This window comes from Bradyrhizobium sp. 22, from assembly GCF_000482425.1.
GTDB lineage: Bacteria > Pseudomonadota > Alphaproteobacteria > Rhizobiales > Xanthobacteraceae > Bradyrhizobium > Bradyrhizobium japonicum_B.
This window is the reverse complement of the sequence record NZ_KI519400.1, coordinates 703,274-728,640: the sequence shown is the minus strand read 5'-3', so window position 1 is coordinate 728,640 and position 25,367 is coordinate 703,274. Positions and strand designations below refer to the sequence as shown.

At 66.0% G+C, this 25,367-nt stretch carries 22 protein-coding genes and 1 other RNA gene; 14 read left to right on the top strand and 9 right to left on the bottom strand.

Translation table 11 applies throughout. The features are described 5' to 3' along the window. Window positions 1-80: 80 nt before the first annotated feature. A complete protein-coding gene (locus tag K410_RS0128870; protein WP_028138102.1) occupies window positions 81-797 on the bottom strand; it encodes a L,D-transpeptidase in 717 nt (238 codons plus the stop codon). 274 nt (window positions 798-1,071) lie between these two features. Here K410_RS0128870 and K410_RS0128865 point away from each other — a divergent pair, with 274 nt between their 5' ends. The 3 genes from K410_RS0128865 (at window position 1,072) to K410_RS0128855 (ending at window position 3,629) form a co-directional block, all read left to right on the top strand. Beyond that, window positions 1,072-2,124, top strand: a complete 1,053-nt coding sequence (locus tag K410_RS0128865) for a glycosyltransferase family 4 protein (protein WP_028138101.1) — start codon at window positions 1,072-1,074, stop codon at window positions 2,122-2,124. Window positions 2,125-2,157: 33 nt separating this feature from the next. Further along, a complete protein-coding gene (locus K410_RS0128860) occupies window positions 2,158-2,847 on the top strand; it encodes a class I SAM-dependent methyltransferase (protein WP_028138100.1) in 690 nt (229 codons plus the stop codon). A gap of 122 nt (window positions 2,848-2,969) precedes the next feature. Continuing rightward, complete coding sequence (locus tag K410_RS0128855) at window positions 2,970-3,629, top strand: hypothetical protein (RefSeq protein ID WP_028138099.1); 660 nt, start codon at window positions 2,970-2,972, stop codon at window positions 3,627-3,629. A gap of 134 nt (window positions 3,630-3,763) precedes the next feature. Here the strand turns inward: K410_RS0128855 and K410_RS0128850 are convergent, their stop codons facing one another. Continuing rightward, window positions 3,764-5,428, bottom strand: coding sequence for an aminotransferase class III-fold pyridoxal phosphate-dependent enzyme (locus K410_RS0128850; RefSeq protein ID WP_028138098.1), 1,665 nt, complete (start codon window positions 5,426-5,428; stop codon window positions 3,764-3,766). Between the two features lie 35 nt (window positions 5,429-5,463). On the opposite strand from K410_RS0128850, the gene asd reads away from it, so the two are divergent. After that, a complete protein-coding gene (gene asd / locus K410_RS0128845) occupies window positions 5,464-6,327 on the top strand; it encodes an archaetidylserine decarboxylase (protein WP_028138097.1) in 864 nt (287 codons plus the stop codon). 64 nt (window positions 6,328-6,391) lie between these two features. Continuing rightward, window positions 6,392-6,943 carry an NUDIX hydrolase gene (locus K410_RS0128840; RefSeq protein ID WP_028138096.1) on the top strand — a complete coding sequence of 184 codons (552 nt, stop codon included), beginning with the start codon at window positions 6,392-6,394 and terminating at the stop codon, window positions 6,941-6,943. Between the two features lie 173 nt (window positions 6,944-7,116). Here K410_RS0128840 and K410_RS0128835 read toward each other — a convergent pair whose 3' ends face one another. Then, the gene (locus K410_RS0128835; protein WP_028138095.1) at window positions 7,117-7,908 is read right to left on the bottom strand and encodes a DUF2147 domain-containing protein; all 792 of its coding nucleotides are present in this window, start codon (window positions 7,906-7,908) and stop codon (window positions 7,117-7,119) included. A 194-nt stretch (window positions 7,909-8,102) separates the two neighbouring features. On the opposite strand from K410_RS0128835, the gene K410_RS0128830 reads away from it, so the two are divergent. Continuing rightward, complete coding sequence (locus K410_RS0128830) at window positions 8,103-8,945, top strand: DUF2147 domain-containing protein (protein ID WP_028138094.1); 843 nt, start codon at window positions 8,103-8,105, stop codon at window positions 8,943-8,945. Window positions 8,946-9,368: 423 nt separating this feature from the next. Then, complete coding sequence (locus tag K410_RS0128820) at window positions 9,369-10,574, top strand: extensin-like domain-containing protein (protein WP_028138093.1); 1,206 nt, start codon at window positions 9,369-9,371, stop codon at window positions 10,572-10,574. 77 nt (window positions 10,575-10,651) lie between these two features. Here the strand turns inward: K410_RS0128820 and K410_RS0128815 are convergent, their stop codons facing one another. Together K410_RS0128815 and K410_RS0128810 are read right to left on the bottom strand one after the other, a co-directional pair. Then, the gene (locus tag K410_RS0128815; RefSeq protein ID WP_028138092.1) at window positions 10,652-10,996 is read right to left on the bottom strand and encodes a DUF6665 family protein; all 345 of its coding nucleotides are present in this window, start codon (window positions 10,994-10,996) and stop codon (window positions 10,652-10,654) included. 43 nt (window positions 10,997-11,039) lie between these two features. After that, entirely contained in the window at window positions 11,040-11,675 is a 636-nt protein-coding gene (locus K410_RS0128810; RefSeq protein WP_028138091.1) for a TetR/AcrR family transcriptional regulator, read from the bottom strand. Between the two features lie 194 nt (window positions 11,676-11,869). Between K410_RS0128810 and K410_RS0128805 the strand changes: the two genes are divergently transcribed. The 4 genes from K410_RS0128805 to K410_RS0128785 all read left to right on the top strand — a co-directional run bounded on the left by K410_RS0128805 (window position 11,870) and on the right by K410_RS0128785 (window position 18,583). Next, complete coding sequence (locus K410_RS0128805; RefSeq protein ID WP_028138090.1) at window positions 11,870-13,174, top strand: HlyD family secretion protein; 1,305 nt, start codon at window positions 11,870-11,872, stop codon at window positions 13,172-13,174. A gap of 203 nt (window positions 13,175-13,377) precedes the next feature. Continuing rightward, a complete protein-coding gene (locus tag K410_RS0128800) occupies window positions 13,378-14,964 on the top strand; it encodes a DHA2 family efflux MFS transporter permease subunit (protein ID WP_028138089.1) in 1,587 nt (528 codons plus the stop codon). Window positions 14,965-15,312: 348 nt separating this feature from the next. Next, window positions 15,313-17,112 (top strand): ABC transporter ATP-binding protein, encoded by a 1,800-nt coding sequence (locus tag K410_RS0128790; protein ID WP_028138088.1) that lies wholly within the window; start codon window positions 15,313-15,315, stop codon window positions 17,110-17,112. Window positions 17,113-17,176: 64 nt separating this feature from the next. Continuing rightward, window positions 17,177-18,583 (top strand): MATE family efflux transporter, encoded by a 1,407-nt coding sequence (locus K410_RS0128785; RefSeq protein WP_028138087.1) that lies wholly within the window; start codon window positions 17,177-17,179, stop codon window positions 18,581-18,583. Window positions 18,584-18,730: 147 nt separating this feature from the next. Here K410_RS0128785 and K410_RS0128780 read toward each other — a convergent pair whose 3' ends face one another. After that, entirely contained in the window at window positions 18,731-19,474 is a 744-nt protein-coding gene (locus K410_RS0128780; RefSeq protein WP_028138086.1) for a sulfite exporter TauE/SafE family protein, read from the bottom strand. A gap of 175 nt (window positions 19,475-19,649) precedes the next feature. Further along, complete coding sequence (locus tag K410_RS0128775; RefSeq protein ID WP_028138085.1) at window positions 19,650-21,020, bottom strand: aminotransferase-like domain-containing protein; 1,371 nt, start codon at window positions 21,018-21,020, stop codon at window positions 19,650-19,652. A gap of 49 nt (window positions 21,021-21,069) precedes the next feature. On the opposite strand from K410_RS0128775, the gene K410_RS0128770 reads away from it, so the two are divergent. Both K410_RS0128770 and K410_RS0128765 read left to right on the top strand, forming a co-directional pair. Beyond that, window positions 21,070-21,534, top strand: a complete 465-nt coding sequence (locus tag K410_RS0128770; protein WP_080672310.1) for a DUF983 domain-containing protein — start codon at window positions 21,070-21,072, stop codon at window positions 21,532-21,534. Between the two features lie 67 nt (window positions 21,535-21,601). Further along, on the top strand, window positions 21,602-22,315 hold the full coding sequence (locus K410_RS0128765; RefSeq protein WP_028138083.1) for an alpha/beta fold hydrolase: 714 nt from the start codon (window positions 21,602-21,604) through the stop codon (window positions 22,313-22,315). Between the two features lie 185 nt (window positions 22,316-22,500). Here the strand turns inward: K410_RS0128765 and rnpB are convergent. Further along, window positions 22,501-22,927: RNase P RNA component class A (gene rnpB, locus K410_RS37680), an RNA gene on the bottom strand. A 140-nt stretch (window positions 22,928-23,067) separates the two neighbouring features. Next, a complete protein-coding gene (locus K410_RS0128760) occupies window positions 23,068-23,850 on the bottom strand; it encodes an N-acetylmuramoyl-L-alanine amidase (protein ID WP_028138082.1) in 783 nt (260 codons plus the stop codon). Window positions 23,851-24,374: 524 nt separating this feature from the next. On the opposite strand from K410_RS0128760, the gene rsmH reads away from it, so the two are divergent. Then, window positions 24,375-25,364 carry a 16S rRNA (cytosine(1402)-N(4))-methyltransferase RsmH gene (gene rsmH / locus K410_RS0128755; protein ID WP_028138081.1) on the top strand — a complete coding sequence of 330 codons (990 nt, stop codon included), beginning with the start codon at window positions 24,375-24,377 and terminating at the stop codon, window positions 25,362-25,364. The last annotated feature ends 3 nt before the right edge of the window (window positions 25,365-25,367 follow it).

Here is a 25,367-nt window from a genome sequence, read left to right as displayed (position 1 = left end):
GCGCGCGTCAACATGTCGAGGGCAAACAAAAGCGGCCCCGGCAGGTTCCGGGGCCGTTTGCGTCACGATGTCCTGCCGGCTCAGCGCGTCGCGGTTCCGAGTTCCGCGCGGCGTTCCGTCATCGGCAGCACCACGACCTTGGTGCCGACATTGACGCGGGAATAGAGGTCCGTGACGTCTTCGTTGGTCATGCGGATGCAGCCGGACGAGACGCGCTTGCCGATGGTCTCGGGCGCGTTGGTGCCATGGATGCGATAGATGGTGCCGCCGAGATACATGGCGCGCGCGCCGAGCGGATTGCCGGGGCCGCCGGCCATGTGGCGAGGCAGATAGGGCTGGCGGGCGATCATCTCCGGCGGCGGCGTCCAGGCCGGCCACTCGGCCTTGCGGGTCACCGACTGGATGCCGGACCAGGTGAAGCCGTCGCGGCCGACGCCGATGCCGTAGCGCAGCGCCTGGCCGCCTCCGAGCACGTAATAGAGATAGGTGTTGGGCGTATCGATGATGATGGTGCCGGGCGCTTCGCGCGTCGCGTAAGCGACGGTCTGGCGGCGGAAGCGGGCCGGCATCTCGACGGCGTCCTGGTCCTCGGACGGCTCGGTCTGGTAGGTCGGCGCCTGATAGGGCTGGTAGGGCTGGAACGGCTGCGGCGCGGCCATCGGCGGCAGCGGCTGGAAGAACGGGAAGATCTGCACCGGCGCTGCCTTGGCTGCGCCTGCGAATGCGATCGCGGAGGCCGCGACTGCGCCAAAAGCAACGGCGCGCGAAAACGTCTTGAACGTGTCCAGATTGAACATGTGATCGCCCCTGTTGGCTCGGTGGTCTCGGCCACCGCGGCACCGCTGCGGTGCTCTGTTGCCTGGATCACTAACGGCAAAACGTTTCGGGACATTTGCGCGGAAAACCGAAAACGGTTTCACCGCGGCAAGAATTGTTTCATGACAGTTTCGTGGCCGCAGGCGTCCGTTAACGCACAAAACGACGGGCCGACACTTCTATGACGTCACACGCCTGAAATATCCTTCGTTGATGGTCGGAAACCGAGAATCATCAAACTCTCGGGATTTTCCCATGCGGGTATTAATCGCGACGGACGCCTGGCATCCGCAGGTCAACGGCGTTGTCCGGACGCTGACCTCGCTGGCGAATGCGGCCAAGGCGCTGGACGTCGAAATCGGCTTCCTGACCCCGGACGGCTTTCCGTCCTGGCCGCTGCCGACCTATCCGGGCCTGCGCTTTGCGTTGCCGGGCAGCAAGGAGATCGCGCGGCGAATCGAGGCCGCGGCGCCGGACGCGCTGCATATCGCGACCGAAGGCCCGATCGGCTGGGCGGCGCGGGCCTATTGCCGCCGCAACCGGCTCGCCTTCACCACCTCCTACACGACGCGCTTTCCCGAATACGTCGCGGTGCGGACCGGCATCCCCGCAGGCGTCGGCTATGCCGTGCTGCGTCACTTCCACGATGCCGCCGCGATGACCATGGTGGCGACGCCGTCGCTGCGGCAGGAGCTGTTTGAGCGTGGCTTCAAGCGCCTCGGCTTCTGGACCCGCGGCGTCGACACCGAGCTGTTTCATCCCGATGCTCCGGCCCCGCTCGAGCTGCCGCGGCCGATCTTCATGACCATGGGCCGCGTCGCGGTGGAGAAGAATCTCGACGCGTTCCTCGCGCTCGACCTGCCCGGCACCAAGGTCGTCGTCGGCGACGGCCCGCAGAGGGCGGCGCTGGAACGGAAATATCCCGATGCCGTCTTTCTCGGCGAGAAGAAGGGGGCCGATCTCACCGCGCATCTCGCCGCCGCCGACGTGTTCGTGTTTCCGAGCCTGACCGATACGTTCGGCGTGGTGCAGCTGGAGGCGCTGGCCTGCGGCACGCCGGTTGCCGCGTTTCCTGTCACGGGTCCGAAAGACGTCATCGCCGATCATCCGATCGGCGCGATCGATCACGATCTGCGCGCCGCCTGCCTGCGCGCGCTCACCATGTCGCGCGAGACCTGCCGCAACTTCGCGCTGGAGCGTTCCTGGGAAAACAGCGCGCGCCAGTTCGTTGGCAACCTGACCTCACTCCAACCCAGCCGCGCCTTGCGCGCTTCGCCCCGCATGGCGCGGCGGCCGGTGCGCGGTTGAACTTTCCTTAGACCCACAGCGAGAACCTCATCGATGGCCAAGATCATGAACCTTGACGGCACCCAGCAGCTCGACCTCACCCGCGGCACGGTCGAGCAGGCCTATGACCGCTGGGCCCCGGTCTATGACCTCGTGTTCGGCGGCGTGTTCGCCAAGGGCCGGCAGGCGGCGATCGCGGCCACCAACAAGATCGGCGGCCGCGTGCTCGAGGTCGGTGTCGGCACCGGCATCTCGCTGCCGATGTACGCGCCGCATTTGCGCATCTTCGGCACCGACATTTCGGAGGCGATGCTGGACAAGGCGCGCCAGCGCGTCGCCGAGCGCAAGCTGAAGAATGTCGAGGGCCTCGCGGTGATGGACGCCGAGAAGCTCGAATTCCCGGACAATTCCTTCGACGTGGTGATGGCGCAATATGTCGTCACCGCGGTGCCAAATCCGGAGAAAGCGCTGGACGAATTCGCCCGCGTGCTGCGTCCGGGCGGCGAGCTGATCGTCCTCACCCGCGTCAGCGCGGATGCCGGCATGCGCCGCTTCATCGAGCAGAAGCTGCAGCCGGTGGTGCGTCCGCTCGGCTTCCGCACCGCCGAGTTCGCCTGGTCGCGTTATACGAAATGGCTGGCCGGCGCCGAAGGCATCGAGCTCGCGGAACGGCGCCTGATTCCGCCACTCGGTCATTTCTCGCTGGTGCGCTTCCGCAAGGTCGATGTCGCCAAGGCGGCGTGACCTCGAGCGCAGGCGTCGTGCGTCATCGCGCCGCCGCGTGCCATCACATGACAAGATGATGTTGTCACACGGCGTTCATCGAATCCCTTTAACCCCGTAGCCGAAAGCATTTGGGGAAGAGCATGATCAAGAATTATCTCGAGCAGCTGCGGATCCAGCGCTGGGACGACCATCGCTACTACCACCACAGCCGCATCAATCAGAGCCTGCACTTCGTCAGCGCGCTGAGCTTCCTGTTCGCCTATGTCTGGCTGTTCGTCGATCCCGTCGTCTCCGCGCTGGTTGGCTGGCTGATCTCGATGACCTCGCGCCAGGCCGGTCACTTCTTCTTCGAGCCGCACACCTACGACCACGTCAACCAGGCGACGCACGAGTACAAGGAAGAGATCAAGGTCGGCTACAACCTGCAGCGCAAGGTCGTGCTGATGGCGATCTGGGCGCTCTCGCCGCTGGTGCTGGTGATCGATCCCACGTTGTTCGGCCTGTTCACGCCCTGGCAAGGCGCGACCGACTTCATGCGGCAGGTCGCCAAGATCTGGCTCGTGGTCGGCGGCGGCGGCCTGTTGTTCCGAACCGTGCACCTGTTCTTCATCCGCGATGTCGAGACCGGCCTGGTCTGGATGACCAAGATCCTGACCGATCCGTTCCACGACCTGATGCTCTACCACAAGGCGCCGCTGGCGCTGATGCGGGGCGAGCTGATGGACCCGGGCCTGCATCTCAATCCCGAGCACACGCTGGGTCTGATCAGCGAGCCCGTGCTCGAAGAGCAGCACGCCTGATACGGCCCCTACCCAGGTCGCGAATGTTTATGGTCTACGTCATGCCCGGGCTTGTCCCGGGCATCCACGTCTTGAAGCCATCGTGCGGAGACGCGTGGATGGCCGGGACAAGCCCGGCCATGACGGGTTCGGCCTCAGCGCCGGAAACGCCTGGACAGCATCTCTTTCAGGATCTGCCGCTTGATCTGCTTGTTGGTGAGCACGCCGTCGTGCCACCAGAAGCCGTCGGCCTTCATCTTCGCGGCCGCGCGGACGAAGCGTTCGGCGACTTCGGCGAAATCGGCGTCGGTGTAGTTCAGGCTGAAGATCAGCCGGCCGGTGCCGACCCAGCTCAGCGCCAGACCTTCGGCACGCAGGTAATATTGCAGCATCCAATTGTAGCGGGACGGGGTGGTGTATTTCACCGTCCAGATCGAGGAGAAATTGGCGAACCGCACCGGCAGCTCGGCGTCCTCCATCATCCCGTTGAGCTTCTGCACGCGGCCGTTCCAGGTCTCGTCGAGGCCTTCATAGACCGCGCGGAAGTTCGGGCTGGCGAGGCGGCTCAAGAACTCGTCCATCGCCGTCATGACATAGGGATGCGAGTTGAAGGTGCCGCGGGCGAAGCAGATGTCGGCGGGGCGGTCGTCGCGAAAGCGGCGCATCAGCTCGCGCTTGCCGCAGACGACGCCGACCGGCAGACCGCCGGCGAGGCTCTTGCCGTAGGTCACCATGTCGGCCTTGACGCCGAAATAGTCCTGGGCGCCGCCGGCAGCGAGACGGAAGCCGACGAACACTTCGTCGAAGATCAGCACGATGCCGCGCTGGTCGCAGACCTCGCGCAGCTTCTTCAGCCACTCGGTATAAGCGGCGCGGTCGAAACGGCCGCCGCGCGACGAGTCGACCAGCGCGGAATCGCCGGGCGCGTTGGCGTTGGGATGCAGGCCCTGCAGCGGATTGACCAGCACGCAGGCGATGTCCTTGCGTGTACGCAGCACATGCAGCGTCTTCTCCGACATCTCGGCGAGCGTGTAGGTTTCGTGCGCAGGGATAGGGTTGCCGACGCCGGGCTGCACGTCGCCCCACCAGCCGTGATAGGCGCCGGCGAAGCGGACGAGATGCGTACGCCCAGTGTGGTAGCGCGCCAGCCGCACCGCCTGCATCACGGCTTCGGTGCCGGACATGTGGAACGAGACCTCGTCGAGGCCCGATATCTGGCAGAGCCGCTGCACGTTCTCCAGGATGACGGGATGGTACGGGCCGAGCACCGGGCCGAGCGCGTGCGCGCGCTTCTCGGCGCCCTCGATGCACTCCTTGTAGAAGTCGTTGCCGAAGATGTTGACGCCGTAGGACCCGGTGAGATCGTACGACGTGTTGCCGTCGACGTCGGTGACGGTGACGCCGCTGGAGGAGGCCACGAAGGTCGAGGTGCCCAGATGCTCGCGGACCAGGCGCGAGAACTGGAACGGCACGCGGTAGCTCTCGGTGAAGTTCAGGTCGGAGATTTTTTCAGCCGCTTCCTTTGTCATCGCGCGCCCCTTCGCGTAGCGCTCGGCGTAGAGAGCGGCGAGACGGAAGAAGCCGTCCTTGCGTTGCGCGGCGATGTTCGCCGGCGCGCCGTCGCACGAGAAGTAGTCGTTCTCTCCGAACTCGTAGAACGGGAGCAGCTTGGCCACTCGTCGCGACATCTTGGAGTGTCCGGCGAGCGAGCGGTGCTTGGCGCGGGACAACTCGATCCGCGCCTTCAGCTTCGGGAGGACGGCGGCAGCGGACGCTGCGGCAGCCACGGACATCGAGAGAATCGGGAGTGTCGTTTCCATGACAACAAGCGCTAAACCTGCGAGCTGACAGATTCATGACAGTCAAAGCCCTCATCGCCTCTTTCACCCAGCAGGAAGACCTTAACTTCCTGTTGACCAACCGCATCCCGCGCGCCGCCCTGACCCGCTTCATGGGATGGTTCTCCAAGATCGAGAATCCCCTGGTTCGGGACTTCTCGATCGCGCTGTGGAAGCTGTTCTCCGATCTCGATCTGTCGGAGGCGCGCGAGACGCATTTCAAAAGTCTGCACGACTGCTTCACCCGCGAGCTCAAGCCGGGCCTGCGGCCCTTTGATCCAGACCCCGCCATCATGGCGAGCCCCTCGGACGGCATCGTCGGCGCTCACGGCAGGATCGCGGATACCGAGCTGTTCCAGGTCAAGGGTGCGCCGTATTCGCTGCTCGATCTCGTCGGCGATTCCGCGCTGGTCGATCAGCACCGCAACGGCTCGTTCGTCACGCTGCGGCTGACGTCGAGCATGTATCACCGCTTCCACGCGCCTTACGATGCGCATATCGAGGGCGTGACGCTGATCCACGGCGACGTCTGGAACGTCAACCCGATCGCCTTGAAGCGGGTCGAGCGGCTTTTCTGCAAGAACGAGCGCGCCGTGATCCGCACGCATCTTTCGACCGGCGAGGCCGTGACGCTGGTGCCGGTCGCCGCGATCCTGGTCGCGAGCATCCGGCTGCATTTCCTCGATCTGGTGCTGAACGCGCAGACCCGCGGTCCCGTCAATTTCCCCTGTGATGTCAAGGTGGCCAAGGGCGAGGAGCTCGGCTGGTTCGAGCACGGCTCGACCATCATCATCCTGGCGCCCGGCGACTTCACCTTCTGCGACGGCATCGCCGAGGGCACGCGCATCCGTGCCGGCCAGGGGCTGCTCAGAAGAAAGTAGCCTTCAATCCGCCGTTCCCGGCGCCTATATCGTCGGTGGGGACGGTTCGACGACGGATTTGGTGATGGCGCGGACGCCGGTGATGGCGGCGGGTGGTATCGTGCTGCGGCGTGGTTCGACGCCGCTGATCGCGGTCGTGCGCCAGCGCAAGCGCAACGAATGGGTGTTGCCGAAGGGCAAGCTCGACGACGGCGAGACGCCGAAAGAAGCCGCGCATCGCGAGGTGCTGGAGGAGACCGGCCACGACGTCGCCGTGCACGAATTCCTCGGCACGCTCGCCTACCAATCCGGCGGGCGCTCGAAGGTCGTGCATTTCTGGCGCATGGAGGCCGAGGGCGGGCCGGTCCGGAAGCTGACGAACGACGTCAAGGCGGTCGACTGGCTCTCGCTGGACGACGCGATCGCGCGGCTGTCGCGCGAATACGAGCGCGCGTTCCTGACCCAGACCGGCCCGATCGCGCTTGCCGCAGCAGGGCTGGTGCCGCAGCCAGTGCAATCGGCCCATGACATCGATTCAGCCTTGCAGACGCTGACGCAAGCCGAGGCCGCCTCCGCCGAGGAGTTGCGGCACGGCCTGTTGCACAAGATGAAGGCCTGGCTGCGCGGCGAGGCGTGAGGTCCAGAGCACACTGCTTGCGGTCTGAAGACATCCACGAGCGGATGGGCCTGTGAGAGCCTGAGCTCTTTCCAACGACGGAGGAAGAGCGGCGTACTGGCACCAGGAACGTGTCTGCCCGGGACAAGCCCGGGCATGACGGTGCAGGTGTCGGGGCTGCCACGCTCGGCGTGTCAGCTCACGCGCTTCCAGGTCTGGCCGCCGCAGAACATGCCGCCGAAGGCGCAGCCTTGCACGCGCATCGTATTCGGGCCCTTCATCGCGATGGTCGAGTCGTAGTTGCGGCCGGAATTGGGATCGCGGATGCGGCCGCTCCACTTCGAGCCCTCGGGCTTCATGTTGATCAGGATGCGCTCGTTGGTCTTCTCAGCGTAGCCGCACAGATTGGCGCCGCACTGCTCGACCCGGACATTGCCCTTCCCCTCTTCGGTCGCCCAGATGCCGATCGGCGAGTTCGCTACCGCCACGGGCGCGGCAGCCACCGGAGCCGGAGCCGGAGCGGCCGCCACCGCAGCGGGCGCAGCAACGGGAGCGGGCGCCGCGGCCGGCGCGGGCTGCGTCGTCGTGTCGACGGACGGCGCGGCGGCAACGGTCGACGCAGGCGCGGTGGGGGCGACACTTGGTGCGGCCGGGGCGGTCACCTGCGCCGGCGCCTGCTGCATGGGCTGCTGCTGCACCGGAGCCGGCGCGGGCTGCGCGGCCGTGGCCGGAGCCGGAGCCGGCGTGGCGTCGGCGTCATCATCCTTGGAGCCGCCGAAGCCCTTGAGGTTGATGTTGTTCAGCTTGATCGGCTTGTCCGACAGGCCCGGCGCGACGATGGTCACGCAGTTGAGCGAGGCGCAGTTGCGCGGCGTCTCGATGCGGATGTGCTGGCCCTCGATCTGGAACGAGATCGTATTGCCGCCGGCATGGGCGGCGGTCGAGGCGAGGAAGAGCGCGGTGGCGGCGACGGTGAGCTTGTTCATGACAACCTCCGAAAATGGCGCGGTCTCGATATGGACCGAAGTCGCTGGTGGATGAAGCGTGGCTCGACCCTATGCCGGGCTGGCCCGGTGTTCTGTGATGAGGGTCACAACGGCGGTGCGGGTCTGGGTGAGGCAGCGCACATTCGGCCGCAATTCCTCTGCGTAAGCTCGTCGCGACATTGAGGGAGAGGGCGATGCAACGGCTTGTGATTTCGCTTGGCACATTGATCGCGCTGATGGCGATCGCGCCGGCGGCCGAGGCCGGTTCCTATTCCGTCTCGATTGGCCGCCACCGCTTCCATGTCGAGGCGCCCAAAACGTGCCGATCCACATCCTGCGTGTCGATCTCGTCCCATCGCAGCTTTCGGCCGGTGGATGACGCCGCGACGAGACCGGTCCCGCCGCCGGCGCCGATAGCCCGGACCTCGCCGGTCGATCCGGCCATCCCGCTTCGCCCGCCGCAGGCGACCCTGGCCCCAACACCGCCGGCTGCTCCAGCACCGACGCTGGCCGCGACGACGTCGCAGCCGGTCGTGCCGCCGCAGACACCAAGACCAGAGCCACCGAGACCTGAGCCACCAAGAGCCGAGGCGCCGGATCCCGATCCGCCGCGCCTGGAGCCGCCGGTCCCGAGCCCCGAGATCAAGCAGACCGTGGCGGTCGCACGGCGCAACGACGACGAGCAGGCCTATACGCCGCTCGGCGAATGGGAGAGCCGAGGTGCCAAGGGCACGGTCCGCATCGAGCGCTGCGGCCCTGCGCTTTGCGGTTATGCGTTGACCGAGACCTCGCGCCGGGGCGAGAGCGTGCTCGTCAACATGAAGCCGAAATCGCACGACGTCTGGACCGGCAGCATCTACAGCCGCGCCAGCGGCAACACCTATTACGCAACGATGACGCTGAAGAGCTCCGGCAGGCTGCACGTCGAGGCCTGTGCACTTTGGCGTTTCTGGTGCTCGGCCAATGATTGGACACGGATCGAAGCGCCGCGCGAGCAACTGATCACGACCTCGCGGCAATGGAGCGCGCGGTCGTAGCGTCGCGCAAAATGCCCGCGCCGCTTGCGGGAGAGGGCATGTCCGCGAACGCCGGCGCGCGAGGGGAGAACCCCTCATCCGGCGTTTCACGCCACCTTCTTCCGCAAGGGCAGAAGGGAAGAAGCCGCCTTCGATGCGCTCGATGAGCCGCTAGAGCATGCCGAGCACGATGGCGCCGACGAAGGCCATGGCGAGGTAGGCGGTGACTACGCTCAGTTTCCCGGCGAACGTCATGAGTCGCTTCCTCCACGTGCGCTGCTTTGCGCGCGAGGATCATAGTTAACAGAGAGTCTCGTCTCGATAAAGTCAGCCCTGCTGTCGTTCGGTTCTGTCCCAAGGTTCGGCGCGCGGGCCGGTATGGTTAAAGAACACTGAAATCAACGTGTTGAAGAGTCTTTAAGTAAATTCACCCAACGTGCGTACATGACGCGCGGAGTTCGTTTGTATCTCGTCGGCTCCATCGTCCTTGTTTCGCTAGCGGGTTGCGGACGCGGCTTCTTCCAGGCCGAACGCGAACCGTGGCGGGCCGAGGCGGAAGCCGCATGCCTGAAATCGGGCGCGGTGAAGGAGGGGCCGGATCTCGTCCGCATCGACCCGATTTCCGGACCCGGCCAGTGCGGCGCCGAATTTCCACTCAAGGTCGCCGCTATCGGCGAGGCCTCCAGCACCTATGGCTTCGCCGACGAGCCGTTGCGGCCGCCGGGAAGCATCGGCAACCAGCCGCGCTGGCCCGTGAGGCAGCCGCAATCGAACTATCCGCAGGGCCAGAACTACCCGGCCTCCGGCTATCCGCCGCAGTCGAACTATCCTGAGAGCGCGGTGCGCCACCCGTCCGGCTACGGCGCCTCGTCCGGGCCGGTGTCGCTGAACGCACCGGGCGTGGCGGCGCAGGAGGACGAGATCGACCTGCCGCCCGATGGCACCGATGCCGCAGGCGCGGCGCGCTACATGAATTCGCCGAGCTATCCGGCCCGGCCGGCGCCTTACTCGCAGGCGCCCGCGCAGCAACCTCTGCCGCGCCTCGGCCCTGCGCAGGGCAATTCCGTCACGGCCGTGGGGCCCGTCGCGATCAAGCCGACGGCGACGCTGGCCTGTCCGATCGTGTCCGAGCTCGATCGCTGGCTCGCCGACACCGTCCAGCCCTCGGCGATGCGCTGGTTCGGCGTCCGCGTCGCCGAGATCAAGCAGATCTCCGCCTATTCCTGCCGCGGCATGAACGGCAACTCGCGGGCCCATATCTCCGAGCACGCTTTCGGCAACGCGCTCGACATCTCCGCCTTCGTGCTCGCCGACGGCCGCCGCGTCACCATCAAGGACGGTTGGCGTGGCATGCCGGAGGAGCAGGGCTTCCTGCGCGACGTGCAAGCGGGAGCGTGTGCGCATTTCACCACCGTTCTCGCGCCGGGCTCGAACGTCTTTCACTACGATCACATCCACGTCGACCTGATGCGCCGCGCCAGTCGGCGCCTGATCTGCCAGCCCGCGGCGGTGTCTGGCGAAGAGGTCGCCGCGCGTGCGCAGTCGCGCAGCCCCTATGCCAATGCGCGCGATCCCTCCGTCACCGGTTCGCTCGGTGCGCGCAAGAGCACGGCGCGCAAGCGCGAGGATGACGATTACATCGACGAATAGCGGCACGGTTCACCGTGGCCGGATCGAGCGGAAGCGCAGTCCGGGAATTGCTCCCGCATTCCGCTGCGCTCCGCAGGCTAGGATCTGCCAGGCCGGCTTGACGGTGCAGGTGCCAGCCCCATGCAGCGTTGCACCTCGCCCGGGACGTTGTAGGTGCGCATGATGTGGCGGCTGTCGCGCAGGCCCGTCGCCTCCCGCTGGACCACGAACATCCAGAGCGCCTGGCCGGCTTCCAGCACCAGCTTGCGCCTGGCCGGCTGCATCGAGGCTGCAGTTTCCGCGGCGGCGTGGGCGGCGTCAAACTCGCGCAAGCGCGCCAGCGCCTGTTCGAGCGCGCGGCCCATCCGACCGAGTGCCGAGGCCTGTTCCTGGACGATCTCGTAGTGGAGGATGTCGACCGGCGGGCGAAGATCACGAGACATGGCCGCAATATAATGCGGCCCCGCCTGCAGGCGCAACGCGCTGCTACTTCGTCTTGTACGCCGCCAGGAACATCCGCGTGGCGCTGTCGACCACCTCGGCCATGCGCTGTTCCGACGGTGCCGGCGCGGCCTGGAACACGAAGGGCAGGAAGAGTGAAGCCTTGGCCAGTTCCATGAACTGCGAGGCGGCAAGATCGCAATCCTCGATATCGAGATCGCGCGCGACCACACGGGCCCTGAGATAACCGGAGAGGCGGCTGATGCTCTTGTCCAGCACCCGCGCATAATAGCGGCGGCCGACATCAGGCATGCGTTCGGCGATCGCCATCACGGTCCGGATCGCCGATCCGCCACCGGGCCGGCAGATCAGGTGAAGGTAGGCGAGGCCGAATTCCCTCAGCGTGGCCTCGGCATCGCGGGCAGGATCGAAGCTGAACACGACCTGGCCGTGCTGGAGGGCCTCTTCCTCGATGATGGCTTCGAACAGCGCGGACTTGTCGGCGAAGTAGACGTAGAGCGTGCCCTTGGAGACCTGCGCGGCGCGCGCGATCTCGCCCATGCTGGCGCCGTCGAAACCCAGGTCCATGAACACCTTGCGGGCACCGTCCAGGATCTGGCGACGTTTGGTGCCGTCCTCCTCTTGGGCGGCGTGCAGATGGTCGCGGTTGGCTACAACCATTGGTTTAGGGTCTCGGAAGATTTCTGATCAGATGTTGAACGGTGAAACGCAAATATAAGGGATCGGCCCAGTAGGGTGCCGTTTAGAGCATTCATGTATATTGACCGAACCGTTCGGTCAATGATATTTGAGATCAGCGACAGGGAAAGCGGCCTCCGGCCGGCCGTCCTCGATCGCCTTTTGTGGAGGCCTTGATGGCGGCATCGAGAGACCAGGCTGCGCGAGTCCTTCAGGAAGCGGCGGAGCAAGCCGGCGGTAACGCTGCGATCGAGAGCTCCGCTCCCGGTACCGAGCACTTGCGCGGTGAAAGGGTCGAGGAGGCCAAGCGCCGCCCCGCTGAGGTGCTGGAGAAGCCCGCGACTGACGAGCCCGCCGCAGCAGCGCCGGACGCACCCGCCGGCCGTGCTCCCAAATCCGGCAAGCGCAAATTCGTCCTGATGGGCGTCGGTCTGCTGTTCGCGCTCGCCGCCGCGAGCTATGCCGGCTATTACACGCTGGTCGGCCGCTTCTACGTCTCCACCGACGACGCCTACGTCCGCGCCAACAACACCATGCTGGGCGCGCGGGTGTCCGGACACGTCGCCGCGATCCTCGCCGGCGACAACAGCCCGGTGCGCGCCGGCGACGTCGTCCTGCGCATCGACGACGGCGACTACAAGATCGCGGTCGAGGCCGCCGCCACCAAGATCGCGACCCAGCAGGCCGCCATCGATCGCATCGGCCGCCAGGTCGCCGCGCTCGACAGCCAGGTGGCGCAGGCCAAGGCTCAGCTCGTCTCGGCCCAAGCGGGCCTGAAGCGCGCCGATCTCGATTACGAGCGCCAGCAGGCGCTGAGCACCAAGGGGTTCGCCTCTCGTGCAGTGTTCGAGAGCTCGGAAGCCGGACGCGACCAGGGCGCCGCCGCGGTCAAGGCCGCGCAGGCCGCCTACGACGTTGCCGTCAGCAATGTCGAGGTCGCCAAGGCGCAGCAGGCCGAAGCGCAGGCCCAGCTCGCCGAGCTCAAGACCACGCTCGCCAAGGCCGAGCGCGACCTCAGCTTCACGGCGGTACGTGCGCCGGTCAACGGCACGTTCTCCAATCGCCTCGTCAACACCGGCGACTTCGTCGCAGTCGGTCAGCGCCTCGGCAACATCGTGCCGCTGGACGACGTCTATATCGACGCCAATTTCAAGGAGACGCAGCTCAAGCGCATCCGTCCCGGCCAGCCGGTGACGATCAAGGTCGACGCCTACGGCATGCGCAAGTTCTCCGGCGTGGTCGACAGCATCGCGGCGGGCGCGGGCTCGGTGTTCACGCTGCTGCCGCCCGACAACGCCACCGGCAATTTCACCAAGATCGTGCAGCGCGTGCCGGTCCGCATCCGCGTGCCGAAGTCGGTGGCGAAGCAGAACCTGCTCCGGGCCGGCATGTCGGTCTATGCCACCGTCGACACCAACAAGGGCGCGGCCGACGCCGACAGCGAGGTCGATCTCGACGATCCCGCGGTCCATCCGCAGTAGGATGCGGTGAAATGAATTGCGCCGCAGCCGCAAGTGCAGGTGCGCTCCCTCTCCCGCTTGCGGGAGAGGGCTGGGAAGAGGGTGCTTCGGCAATGGGACAGTCCCTAGGCGGAGAGAACCCTCACCCGGCGCTACGCGCCGACCTCTCCCGCAGGCGTAAGAGGTGCACCGACCCCGCGGCTGGCGCGATCCCGAGCTGACCCATGGCAACCGCCACCACCGCTTCACCTGCCATGATGGCGGACCCGGCGTCGGAGCGCATCGCGCCGAAGCGGCTGTTCGCCTTCATCATCATGGTGTTCGGGATGTTCATGTCGATCCTGGACATCCAGATCGTCTCGGCGTCCCTCAGCGAGATCCAGGCGGGCCTGTCGGCAAGCTCCAGCGAAGTCTCATGGGTCCAGACCGCCTATCTGATCGCCGAGGTCATCGCGATTCCGTTGTCGGGATTCCTGTCGCGCGCCTTTGGCACGCGGCTGTTGTTCGCGATCTCGGCGGCCGGCTTCACCGCCGCGAGCCTGCTCTGCGGCTTTGCCACCACCATCGAGGAGATGATCCTTTGGCGCGCGCTGCAAGGATTCCTGGGCGCCGGCATGATCCCGACGGTGTTCGCCTCGGCCTATACCGTCTTCCCGCGAACGAAATTCCACATCGTCGGCCCCATCATCGGGCTGGTCGCGACCCTTGCTCCCACCATCGGCCCGACCGTCGGCGGCTACATCACCGACCTGATGTCGTGGAACTGGCTGTTCTTCATCAACGTCGTGCCCGGCATCGGCATCACCGTCGGCGTGCTGGCGCTGGTCGATTTCGACGAGCCGCATTTCGAGCTGCTCGACCGCTTCGACTGGTGGGGCCTCCTGTTCATGGCGAGCTTCCTCGGCACGTTGGAATATGTGCTGGAGGAGGGCCCGCAATATCAATGGATGCAGGACACGTCGGTCGCGATCTGCGCCTGGATCTGCGGTCTCTCGGCCATCGCCTTCTTCTGGCGCGTGTTCACGGCGGCCGAGCCGATCGTCAATCTGCGCACCTTCTCGGACCGCAATTTCGCCGTCGGCTGCACGCTGCAGTTCTGCATCGGCATCGGGCTCTATGGCCTGACCTACATCTATCCGCGCTATCTCGCCGAGGTGCGCGGCTACAGCGCGCTGATGATCGGCGACACCATGTTCGTCTCCGGCATCACCATGTTCCTGGTCGCGCCGCTGGTTGGCCGGCTCATGGCGAAGGTCGACATGCGCTACATGATCGCGTTCGGCCTCGTCGTGTTCGCGCTCGGCTCCTACCAGATGACCTGGATGACGCGGGACTATGATTTCTATGAACTGCTGGTGCCGCAAATCCTGCGTGGCGTCGGCATGATGTTCGCGATGGTCCCGACCAACAACGTCGCACTCGGCACGCTGCCGCCCGACAAGGTGAAGAACGCGAGCGGCGTGTTCAACTTGATGCGCAATCTCGGCGGCGCGCTCGGCCTCGCCGTCATCAACACCGTGCTCAACGACCGCACCGATCTTCACATCAGCCGCCTGCAGGAGCGCGTGACCTGGGGCAACGCCACCGCCACCGAAACCCTGAACATGTTCATGCAGAAATTTCAGGGACTTGGCGATTCCGCGCTGATGGCCATGAAGCAGCTTTCCCAACTGGTTCATCGCCAGGCCGTGGTGATGAGCTTCGGCGATGCCTTCTTCATGCTGACGCTGTTCTATCTCGCGCTCAGCTTCCTGGTGCTGCTGCTGAACAGGCCGCCGTCGCCGTTCGGTGCCGGGGGCGATGCGCACTAATTTGCAACACTCCTCCGTGATCTCGCACGGGCCCCGTTGCAATGCGCGCGCCACACATCTATAAAGCGCACCTCATTCAATCGAACCGGGAGGGATTTGCATGATTTCGTCGCATTCGCAGATCGTACGCCCGCGCTCGATGATGACCTCGATCACGTTCTGGCTCGGTATGTACGCGGCCTGTTAGAGGCCTCTTCCGCCAGCTTCGATTGGGCCAAGGTTTCGACCAAGCGTCCCGATCGCTCCGCTTCCCAAGTCAAAGTCAGTTTTGATTGACGCTGTTTCGGCCCTCGTGGCCGGCCTGTGTCCGTCGATGGAGCCGGCCCGCGCGTGCGGCCGGATAATGTCATGACCGCTCTGTCCAAGAGACCCGCCGCAATTCGCGTGGTGCTGCCCTTCGTATTCCGGCACTGGCTGAAGCAGCCGGGGCGCGGCCTGATCGTGGCCGGCGGCCTCCTGGGTGCGACCATCGCCGATTTGTTCATGCCGGTGTTCTCGGGGCACCTGGTCGATGCGCTGACGCGCGGCCCGTCCGATCTCGAGGCGCGCCACGCCGCGCTGGTGGCATTCGGCGCGATCGTGGCGCTGGGCGCGGCCTCGATGGTGCTGCGGCTCGTCGGCCTGCAGGCGATCGTGCCCTTCACGCTGAAGATCATGTCCGACGTCGCGCAGGACGCGTTCACCCGCGTGCAGCGCTTCTCGACCGACTGGCACGCGAACTCCTTTGCCGGCTCCACGGTGCGCAAGATCACCCGTGGCATGTGGGCGCTCGACCTGCTCAACGACACCATCCTGATGGCGCTGGCGCCCTCGCTGCTGGTGCTGGTCGGCTCGATGATCCTGATCGGCGTGCACTGGACCTCGCTCGGCCTCGTGATCGCGATCGGGGCGATCCTCTACGTCACCACCACGGTCGTGTTCTCGACGCGCTACATCGCGCCGGCTGCACGCGTCTCCAATGCCTGGGACACCAAGGTCGGGGGCACGCTGGCGGACGCGCTGACCTGCAACGCGGTGGTGAAATCCTTCGGCGCCGAAATGCGCGAGGACTCGCGGCTGGCCCGCGTCATCAATCGGTGGCGGGTGCGCGTGCGGCGAACCTGGTTTCGCTACAACTACACCGCCATGGCGCAGCTGTCGCTGCTGCTGGCCTTGCGCGCCTCCGTGATCGGCGGCTCGGTGCTGCTGTGGATGTCCGGACATGCCTCGCCAGGCGACGTCACCTATGTGCTGACGAGCTATTACGTCATCCATGCGTACTTGCGCGACGTCGGCATGCACATCAACAACCTGCAGCGTTCGGTCAACGACATGGACGAGTTGGTGGCGATCCATGACGAGCCGATCGGGATCGTGGATGCGTCCGATGCGCGGCCGATCGCGATCGAGGGCGGCGAGATCGTGTTCGACGACGTCACGTTCCACTATGGCGGCCATCGCGCGCCGCTCTACGACGGGCTGTCGGTGACGATCCGGGCCGGCGAACGCGTGGGCCTGGTCGGACGCTCGGGCTCCGGCAAGACCACCTTCGTCAAGCTGGTGCAGCGGCTCTACGACGTCAGCGGCGGCCGCGTGCTGATCGACGGGCAGGATATCGCGCTCGCCACCCAGCAGTCGCTGCGCAGTCAGATCGCGATCGTGCAGCAGGAGCCGATCCTGTTTCACCGCACGCTCGCGGAGAACATCGCCTATGGCCGGCCGGGTGCCGGCCTGGAGGCGATCGAGCAGGCGGCGCGGCTGGCGAATGCGCACGACTTCATCCTGCGCCTGCCGAAGGGCTACGGCACGCTGGTCGGCGAGCGCGGCGTGAAGCTGTCGGGCGGCGAGCGGCAGCGCGTGGCGCTGGCGCGCGCGTTCCTGGCGGATGCGCCGGTGCTGATCCTGGACGAGGCGACCTCGAGCCTCGATTCGGAATCGGAGGCGTTGATCCAGCAGGCGATGGAGCGGCTGATGAAGGGTCGCACCTCGATCGTGATTGCGCACCGGCTGTCGACGGTGAGGAGCCTCGACCGCATCCTGGTGTTCGACCGCGGCGAGATCGTCGAGCAGGGCACCCACGCCGTGCTCGCGAGCAAGCCCGGCGGCATCTATCGCGGCCTGTTCGAGCGCCAGGTGGTGGAGCTCGGACATATCGCGGCGGCGGAATGAACGGCGCGGGGCGGCGGGCGCCCCGCTGTCACGCCGCCGAGGAATGCGCCAAGGATGGAACGACATGAAAGACCTGACGAACGGCTCCATCGTGAGACACATCCTGGCCATGGCCCCTCCGATCATGGTCGGCATGGTCACGATCATGATCTGCCAGCTGGTCGACCTCTATTTCGTGTCGGACCTCGGCGATGCCGCGGTCGCGGGCGTTGCCGCGGCCGGCAATGCCGGCTTCCTCGTCAACGGGCTGATGCAGGTGCTCGGCGTCGGCGCGGTGGCGCTGATCGCGCATGCCGTGGGACGCAAGGACCGGGCGGATGCAAACCTGATCTTCAACCAGGCGATGGTGCTGTCGGTGCTGTTCGGAGCGTTGACCCTGCTCGCAGGTGCCGCGCTGTCGCGTCCCTACATGCATTCGATCGCGGCGGACCAGGCCACGATCGAGGCCGGGACCACTTACCTGCTGTGGTTCATGCCGGCGCTCGCGCTGCAGTTCGCGACCCAGGTGATGGGATCGGCGCTGCGCGCCACCGGTATCGTTCGTCCCGTCATGCTGGTGCAGACGCTTGCCGTGGTCGTCAACATCGCCCTGGCGCCGGTTCTGATCTCGGGATGGGGCACCGGCCATGCGCTCGGCGTGGCCGGTGCGGGTCTGGCGAGCTCGATCGCGGTTGCCCTCGGCGCGCTGATGCTGCTGGTCTATTTCTGCAAGGTCGAGCGCTATGTCGCTTTCAGCGCGGCGCAGTGGTGGCCGCAGCCGCGCCATCTCATGCGCGTTCTCGACGTCGGCCTGCCGGCCGGCGGCGAGTTCGCGATGATGTTCATCTTCATGGCGGTGATCTATTACGTGCTGCGCGATTTCGGCGCGGCGGCGCAGGCGGGATTCGGCATCGGGCAGCGCGTGCTCGGCCTGATCAACATGCCTGCGCTCGCGGTCGGGCTGGCGGCCGGGCCGATCGCCGGCCAGAATTTCGGCGCAGCCAACGCTGCGCGCGTGCGGGAAACTTTCATCAAGACCGCTTTGATCGTCACGCTCGTGATGGCCGGCTTCATGATCCTTGCGCAGGTGACGCCGGAGTTGCTGCTCGGCGGATTCTCGAACGACCGCGAGACCATGGAGATCGCCCATCTGTTCCTGCGGATCATCTCGCTCAACATGATCGCGCAAGGGCTGATCTTCACCTGCTCGAGCATGTTCCAGGCCCTCGGCAACACCAAGCCGGTGCTTTTGACCTCGGCGACGCGCGTGTTCACCTACTCCCTGCCGGCGATCTGGCTCTCGACGCAGCCGGGCTTTCGCATGGAGCACGTCTGGTATCTCTCGGTCGCGACGACCACGTTGCAGGCCGGCTTGAGCCTGTGGCTGCTGCATCGTGAGTTCAACAAGCGCCTGACGTTGGCAGCGAACGAGAAGACCCCGGAGCAGGCGACCCCCGAACCCGTCGCGCCTCTCGCCCGCGAGCCGGTGTGACGGCAGCTTGTTCCTTGCGTTGCGTTCGTTGGAAAGGACGGAAGAGCTAGAGCATGATCCGGAAAAGTGCGCAGCGGTTTTCCGGCAAGATCATGCGCAAACAACAATCTAAAGCGCGATGACGATTGATCCAAGTCTCATCGCGGCTTAGAGCGCGCCGAGACTGTTCCAGACCAGGGTCAGGCCCGACAGGAACAGCAGGCCGAGCACGACATCGCCAAAATGCTTGTCGTTGAGGGCATGGTAGACGCGTGCGCCGGCCCAGGCGCCGATCAAGGTACCTGGAAAGGCGACCAGCGCGAGCCAGACCACTTTGAGCTCGACGAGACCCGATGCGGTCTGCAGCACCAGCGCGGTGGCCAGCACTGTGAAGTTGAAGAGCTGGAAGATGCCGCGCCGCTCGTGCTTGTTCCAGCCGCGGATGTTGGCCCACAGGATCGGCAGCGGACCCGACAATCCGGCAAGGCCGCCCAGGATGCCGCCGGCAAAGCCGATCGCGCCGTCGGCGATGCGGCCGCCGAACGTGATCGCGAGCGGCCTCTTGTTCAGATACATCGCGCTCGAAAAGATCAGAATTAGAATGCCGACGCTCAGCTTGAACACTTTAGGATCGGCCGAGGCGACCATCATGGTCCCCAGCGGCACGCCGATCAGCCCTCCGATCAGGAACGGCCAGACCAGCGAGAGGTCAAAGCTCTTCCACATCGACGGCAACGTCGATGTCTGCGCGATCACCGAGCAGATCAGCACCAGCGGCACCGCGAGCGAGGGCGGCAGCACGTAGAGCCAGATGCCGAGTGCCATCAGCGCCGTGCCGAACCCTGCCAGCCCCGAGACGAAGCCGCCGGCCAATGCGCCGAGGAGCAGCAGGACGTAGGTGAGCATTTCCAACGGATTGTCCTTCGCCGCGGCGATTCCGAATTGTCGATCGCCGCCGCCCGCATAGCACGCTTGCTGCCGTGCAAGTCAATCCATCCCGCATGCAAGCGTGATCTGCGGCGCGTCGGGCTTTCGCGAAGGGCGGCGACGATCGTGCGCTGCGGCCATCGCCCTCGTCGTCGATGGTCTAGACGATCTGCCTGGTGTCGACGGGCCTCTGCAGCGCGCCGACCAGGATGCGCAGCGCTTCCGTCAATTCAGATCTGTTCCGGGCCGCCCCCAGCGAGACGCGGGCCGCGTGCGGCGGCATCCCGCCGACCGTGAAAGCATCGGCGGCGACGACCGCAAGTCCGTTCCGCAGCAGATCTGCGGCGACATCGGGCCGGCGCTCGGGCAGCCGCAGCCATAGATGGTGCGCTGCCGGCCTCGCCAGGAATTGGAAGCCCTTCAGCGTGCGTTGCGCGAGCTGCTGCCGGCCGATTGCTTCGTTGCGAATGGCGGTGATGATGCGATCGGCAACGCCGGTCTCGATCCAATGCGTTACCAGTGCGACCATCAGCGGCGCCGGCATCTGCACGGTCGCCTGCAGAGACGTGCGCATCTGTCGCTGTGCGTCGCCGTCGGGGGTCACCAGATAGGCAACGCGCAACGCCGGTGCGATGCATTTCGACAGCGTGGTCGCCAGATACGTCCGCTCGGGAATGAGATTGGCGATCGGCGATGCCGAGCGGTCGAGCAGGCCGTAGGCGTCGTCCTCGATCAGGATCGTGGCGGCGTCGCGGATGATCTTTGCGAGGGCGTCGCGGCGCTCGGGAGAAAGCGTCGCGGTGGTCGGATTGTGCAGCGTCGGAATGAGATAGACAGCTTTTGGCCGGTGCACGCGGCAGGCCTTGGCCAGCGCATCGGGCAAAATGCCGCCATCATCCATGGCGATCCCGACGAGCCTGATGCCGAGTTGCACGGCTGCGGCCCTGATGCCGGGGAATGTCAGCGCCTCCGTCAGCACGATATCCCCGGGCTTCGCGAGGTGCGCGAGCAGGTTGAACAGGATCGTCTGCGCGCCGGGAAAGACCACGAGCCTGTCGGCATGCGCGTGCGGCACCCGCGCGCGCAGCCAGCGCGCCGCGACCTCGCGCTCATGCGCGCTGCCGCCGGGCGGCTGGTAGTTGAGATACGCCGTCAGGCCCGATTGCGCGCGGATGGATTCCAGCCCGGCGATGATGCGTTCGTCGAGCTGCGCCTCCAGCGGATGCGGCGGCACGTTCATCGACAGATCGATCGCGACGGGATGCGGCAGGTCGACCGGGCGGCGCGCGCTGGTCTCCGACACGAACGAACCCTGTCCGACCCGCGCCTCCATGATGCCGCGGCGCCGCGCCTCGGTGTAGGCGCGCGTCACCGTGGTGAGATCGATGCCGAGGGCTTTCGCCAGCGCGCGCTGCGTCGGCAGCTGTTGGCCGCGCACCAGCCGGCCGGCGGCGATGTCCGCCTCCATGGCCTCGACGATGCGCTGGTAGCGCGGGCCTGACAGCTCCGAGATTGTCGGGATCCAATCCATGCAATTCAGGCCCCTATCCTTTGAATGTATGGATACAGCCTATTATTGTATGGGTCGTCGAAAAGGAAGAGGTGTGGTCATGGCGGCCGGTTCAGTCTCTCTGGGGAAGGCGATGTGGCGTGGCTTTCGCGGCAAGTGCCCGAATTGCGGCGAAGGGCATCTCTTCGGCCGTTTCCTGAAAGTCGCCCCCAGTTGCGATCATTGCGGCGAGGAGCTGTTTCACCAACGTGCAGACGACTTTCCGGCCTACCTCGTGATGGTCGTGGTCGGCCATCTCGTGGTGCCGGCGATCCTCGCGGTCGAGACCGCCTATGCGCCGCCGGAATGGTTGCAGCTCGCCGTGTGGCTTCCGGTGACGCTGTTCGCCTCGCTCGCACTGCTGCAGCCGACCAAGGGCGCCATCGTGGGGCTGCAATGGCAGCTCGGCATGCACGGCTTCGAGGCGGGCAAGCTGCGGCGCGAGGCGGGCGAGCTCGCGCCCGGGCTGGTGAAGGCCGACGCCCGCGCCGCATGAGGCGGCGTTTACATCGCGCGGCCGGTCGCTACACTCCATCGTCGAAACAAGAACGATGGAAACGCCGATGGCCGCACGCGCGAAGACCTTCCTGCTCTGTCATGGCGCATGGTCCGGCGGATGGGCCTGGAAGAAGATGCATCCGCTGATGGCTGAGGCCGGTCATCGCCTGGTGGCTCCGACTTATACGGGCCTCGGCGAACGCGCGCATCTCGCCAGCCCGGCGATCGATCTCGACATGCACATTCAGGACATCCTCAACGTCATCAGATTCGAGGATCTCGACGACATCGTGCTGCTCGGTCACAGCTACGGCGGCATGGTCGCGACCGGTATCGCCGACCGCGCCCGCGAGCGCGTGAGGCAGCTGATCTATCTCGATGCTTTCGTGCCGCGCGACGGCCAGTCGCTGTTCGACCTCAACGAAAGCGGGCGCGAGCCGATGCGAAGGGCGGCAGCTGCTGGCGACGGATATCGCATTCCGCCGAACCCGCCGCCGCCGGATACGCCGCAGGCCGATCTCGACTGGCTGAACGCGCGCCGGGTGCCGATGCCCATCAAGTGCTTCGAGACGAAGCTGAGGCTCGAACATGGCGAGCCCACGATCCCGCGCAGCTACATCTATTGCACCCGCATCCCGCCGGGCGACGTGTTCGGACAATTCGCGACGCGTGCGAAGAACGAGAAGGGATGGCGCTCTTTCGAGCTCGATGCCAGCCACGCGCCGAATGTCACTGCGCCGGAAGCGCTGATGCGGATGTTGGACGAGATCGTCGCCTAATTCTCGCTCGTCATTCCGGGGCGCGACGAAGTCGCGAGCCCGGAATCCATTCTTCCACCAATTCTGCTGCGCGATGGATTCCGGGCTCGCGCTGCGCGCGCCCCGGAATGACACCGGTTAGGGGCGACGCGCTTGGCTAAAATGGTGAGGGGCCCGGCGCGTTGGCGCCGAACCCCTCGTTGCAAGATATCAGCCGGCCTGTAAGCCGGGTTCTGTAGGGCACCGCCCGCTTGCGCGAACGATACGTGACGGCCATTCCTCTGGGACCGTGTTTGCACACGGCCTCGAGCAACCTACCCGGACGGCGGGCCTGACATCGCCCCGCGGCGTTATCGCTTTCGCGAACAGCCCGCTACGCCGTCCCTATTCGGTTTTGCTCCCGGTGGGGTTTGCCATGCCGGCTCCGTTGCCGCAGCCGCGGTGCGCTCTTACCGCACCTTTTCACCCTTACCCCGCGAAGCCCGAAGGCGAAGCGGGGCGGTTCGTTCTCTGTGGCACTTTCCCTGGGGTCACCCCCGCCGGACGTTATCCGGCACCGCATGTCAAGGGAGCCCGGACTTTCCTCCCCGGCGGCCTTTCGGCACCTGCCGGAGCGGCCGTCCGGCCGACTGACCGGTAACGCATGGGGCATTTGTGACCGTCCCGTCAAGCCGATATCGCCGAGCGCACGGCCTGCAACAGTTCATCCTGAAGATGTGTGCCCAGTGCGTCCGGGACACGGGACGCGGCGATGGCGCGTCCGGCTCTCGTCGTCACTTCGACGCGACGGTCGTCCCTTCCGGCGGCAGGCTGGCCAGCAGCGCCTGCAATGTCGACAGCGTCGAGTGGTCCGCGACGCCATCGAGCCGCGCCGGGCGGAAATGGCGCTGGAAGGCCGTGACGACCTCCATGGTCGCGGCGTCGTATTTGCCTGATAGCGGCACGCCGTAGCCGTATCTGGCGAGCGCCTGCTGCAGGCTCAGCACCTCGTCGCTGATGGTGCCGAGCATCAAGGTCTCGCCGCGCACGACAGGGGCGGGCGTGACCCAGTGACCGACGCCGGAATTGGCGAGCGAGTGCCACGGAAACTTCTCGCCGGGGTCCTTCTTGCGCGCGGGCGCGACGTCGGAATGGCCGAGCACCCGGTGCGACGGCACCTTGCGGCGGAGCATGATGCCGCGGCACAGCGCGATCACGGCGGCGATCTGGCGCAACGGAAACTCCGGATAGCCCCAGTCATGGCCGCGATTGACGATCTCGATCCCGATCGAGCAGGAGTTGATGTCGTCCTCGCCAGCCCAGGACGACACGCCGGCGTGCCAGGCGCGCTTGGTCTCGGGCACGCATTGCACGATGCGGCCGTCCTCCAGCACGACATAATGCGCCGAGACCTCGGTGCCGGCCGTGCACAACCGCGCCAGCGCGCCCTCGACATCGGGCATGCCGGTGTAGTGCAGCACGATCATATCGGGCTGCCGTCCCTTGTTGCGCTCGCCGTAATTCGGCGAGGGGATGATGTCGGAGACGATCGAGGAGTCCGGCTCGAACGTCCGCATGCTCGCCGCGGCCTTGGGAACCGGGAGGACGCGGTGACGCTTCGAATCAGTTCCAGATGGTGTGGACGAACCGGACGGCGGCATGGACAACTCAGGTCGGACGCGAATGGGCCAAGCCCTTCTCTTTACTATTCCTTTACCGTCAACCGTACGCAATCGCGCGGCGCGGTTAACGGATGCATTTTGCGGATGTGTGTGGAAGAGGCATCACCACCGCTTCACCTTTGCGACTTGTAACGAGTCGATCAACGCTTTCTTAACGCTAAGGGCCGTTACTGAGAGATGAAGAGCCGACCCGCGTCCGGAGGCGGCCAAAGCGTATTTTGGCTCGAAATCCCATGGCTGCCCGACACATTCCGCTGGGAACACTCGGTCTGCGGCCCGGGACGACCGGGCTCGGTAACTATGCCGGACTGGGGCTTTGTCGTGGAACCGCCGCGACGCGGAATGATTCGAGGCGTTATGGGCTTGTTCGTCCCCGATCTCGCTTGGACGTCAGGCAGGGCCTTCGGCGGGCGTGGCGCATGAGCCCGGCCCCGCACATTCCCGTTCTTGGCCGCGAGGCCATCGTCCATCTCGCTCCGCGCGAAGGCGGCCTTTATGTCGACGCCACGTTTGGTGCCGGCGGCTATAGCCGTGCGATCCTGGACGTGCCGGGAACCCGGCTCATCGCCATTGATCGCGACCGCACGGCGATCGCGAGCGGCGCCGCGCTGGTCGAACGCTCCGCCGGCCGGCTGATCCTTGTCGAGGACCGCTTCTCCAATCTCGCCGATGTCTGCGCGGCACAGGGCTTCGACACCGTGGACGGCGTCGTGATGGATGTCGGCGTCTCCTCGATGCAGCTCGACCAGGCCGGCCGCGGCTTCTCGTTCCGCTTCGACGGTCCGCTCGACATGCGGATGGGACAGTCAGGGCCGACCGCAGCCGACGTCGTCGCGCGTGCCTCCGAAGGCGATCTCGCCGACATCATCTATCAGCTCGGCGAGGAGCGGCATTCGCGCCGCATCGCCCGCGCCATCGTGGCCGACCGGCAGGAGACGCCGTTCACGACCACGCGCGCGCTCGCCGATCTCGTCGGCAGGGTGGTGCGATCGAAGCCGGGCGACATTCATCCGGCGACGCGGACCTTTCAGGCCTTGCGCATCTTCGTCAACGAAGAGCTCGATGAGCTGCAGACCGCGCTGGCGGCCGCCGAACGCGTGCTCAAGCCGGGCGGCCGCCTCGTCGTGGTCTCCTTTCATTCGCTCGAAGACCGCATCGTCAAGAATTTCCTCGCCGAGCGCTCGAAGACCGGCGGCGGCTCGCGGCATCTGCCGGAACTGGCGCAAGTTGCGCCGAGCTTCCAGCTGCTGACGCGGCGGCCCATCGTCGCCGGTGACGACGAAGTCGCGCACAATCCGCGGGCGCGTTCCGCGAAATTGCGTGCGGCCGAACGCACCTCGGCGCCGGCGCATCAGGATGGCGAGCAATCGTCCTGGCCGAAACTCTCCGACGTGATCAGGGGCGGGTAGCGC

Excerpts from the sequence above, each read along its gene's own strand:
- K410_RS0128870 (WP_028138102.1), bottom strand. The coding sequence starts at position 797 with ATGTTCAATCTGGACACGTTCAAGACGTTTTCGCGCGCCGTTGCTTTT.
- K410_RS0128865 (WP_028138101.1), top strand. The coding sequence starts at position 1,072 with ATGCGGGTATTAATCGCGACGGACGCCTGGCATCCGCAGGTCAACGGC.
- K410_RS0128860 (WP_028138100.1), top strand. The coding sequence starts at position 2,158 with ATGGCCAAGATCATGAACCTTGACGGCACCCAGCAGCTCGACCTCACC.
- K410_RS0128855 (WP_028138099.1), top strand. The coding sequence starts at position 2,970 with ATGATCAAGAATTATCTCGAGCAGCTGCGGATCCAGCGCTGGGACGAC.
- K410_RS0128850 (WP_028138098.1), bottom strand. The coding sequence starts at position 5,428 with ATGGAAACGACACTCCCGATTCTCTCGATGTCCGTGGCTGCCGCAGCG.
- asd (WP_028138097.1), top strand. The coding sequence starts at position 5,464 with ATGACAGTCAAAGCCCTCATCGCCTCTTTCACCCAGCAGGAAGACCTT.
- K410_RS0128840 (WP_028138096.1), top strand. The coding sequence starts at position 6,392 with ATGGCGCGGACGCCGGTGATGGCGGCGGGTGGTATCGTGCTGCGGCGT.
- K410_RS0128835 (WP_028138095.1), bottom strand. The coding sequence starts at position 7,908 with ATGAACAAGCTCACCGTCGCCGCCACCGCGCTCTTCCTCGCCTCGACC.
- K410_RS0128830 (WP_028138094.1), top strand. The coding sequence starts at position 8,103 with ATGCAACGGCTTGTGATTTCGCTTGGCACATTGATCGCGCTGATGGCG.
- K410_RS0128820 (WP_028138093.1), top strand. The coding sequence starts at position 9,369 with ATGACGCGCGGAGTTCGTTTGTATCTCGTCGGCTCCATCGTCCTTGTT.
- K410_RS0128815 (WP_028138092.1), bottom strand. The coding sequence starts at position 10,996 with ATGTCTCGTGATCTTCGCCCGCCGGTCGACATCCTCCACTACGAGATC.
- K410_RS0128810 (WP_028138091.1), bottom strand. The coding sequence starts at position 11,675 with ATGGTTGTAGCCAACCGCGACCATCTGCACGCCGCCCAAGAGGAGGAC.
- K410_RS0128805 (WP_028138090.1), top strand. The coding sequence starts at position 11,870 with ATGGCGGCATCGAGAGACCAGGCTGCGCGAGTCCTTCAGGAAGCGGCG.
- K410_RS0128800 (WP_028138089.1), top strand. The coding sequence starts at position 13,378 with ATGGCAACCGCCACCACCGCTTCACCTGCCATGATGGCGGACCCGGCG.
- K410_RS0128790 (WP_028138088.1), top strand. The coding sequence starts at position 15,313 with ATGACCGCTCTGTCCAAGAGACCCGCCGCAATTCGCGTGGTGCTGCCC.
- K410_RS0128785 (WP_028138087.1), top strand. The coding sequence starts at position 17,177 with ATGAAAGACCTGACGAACGGCTCCATCGTGAGACACATCCTGGCCATG.
- K410_RS0128775 (WP_028138085.1), bottom strand. The coding sequence starts at position 21,020 with ATGGATTGGATCCCGACAATCTCGGAGCTGTCAGGCCCGCGCTACCAG.
- K410_RS0128770 (WP_080672310.1), top strand. The coding sequence starts at position 21,070 with ATGGGTCGTCGAAAAGGAAGAGGTGTGGTCATGGCGGCCGGTTCAGTC.
- K410_RS0128765 (WP_028138083.1), top strand. The coding sequence starts at position 21,602 with ATGGCCGCACGCGCGAAGACCTTCCTGCTCTGTCATGGCGCATGGTCC.
- K410_RS0128760 (WP_028138082.1), bottom strand. The coding sequence starts at position 23,850 with ATGCGGACGTTCGAGCCGGACTCCTCGATCGTCTCCGACATCATCCCC.
- rsmH (WP_028138081.1), top strand. The coding sequence starts at position 24,375 with ATGAGCCCGGCCCCGCACATTCCCGTTCTTGGCCGCGAGGCCATCGTC.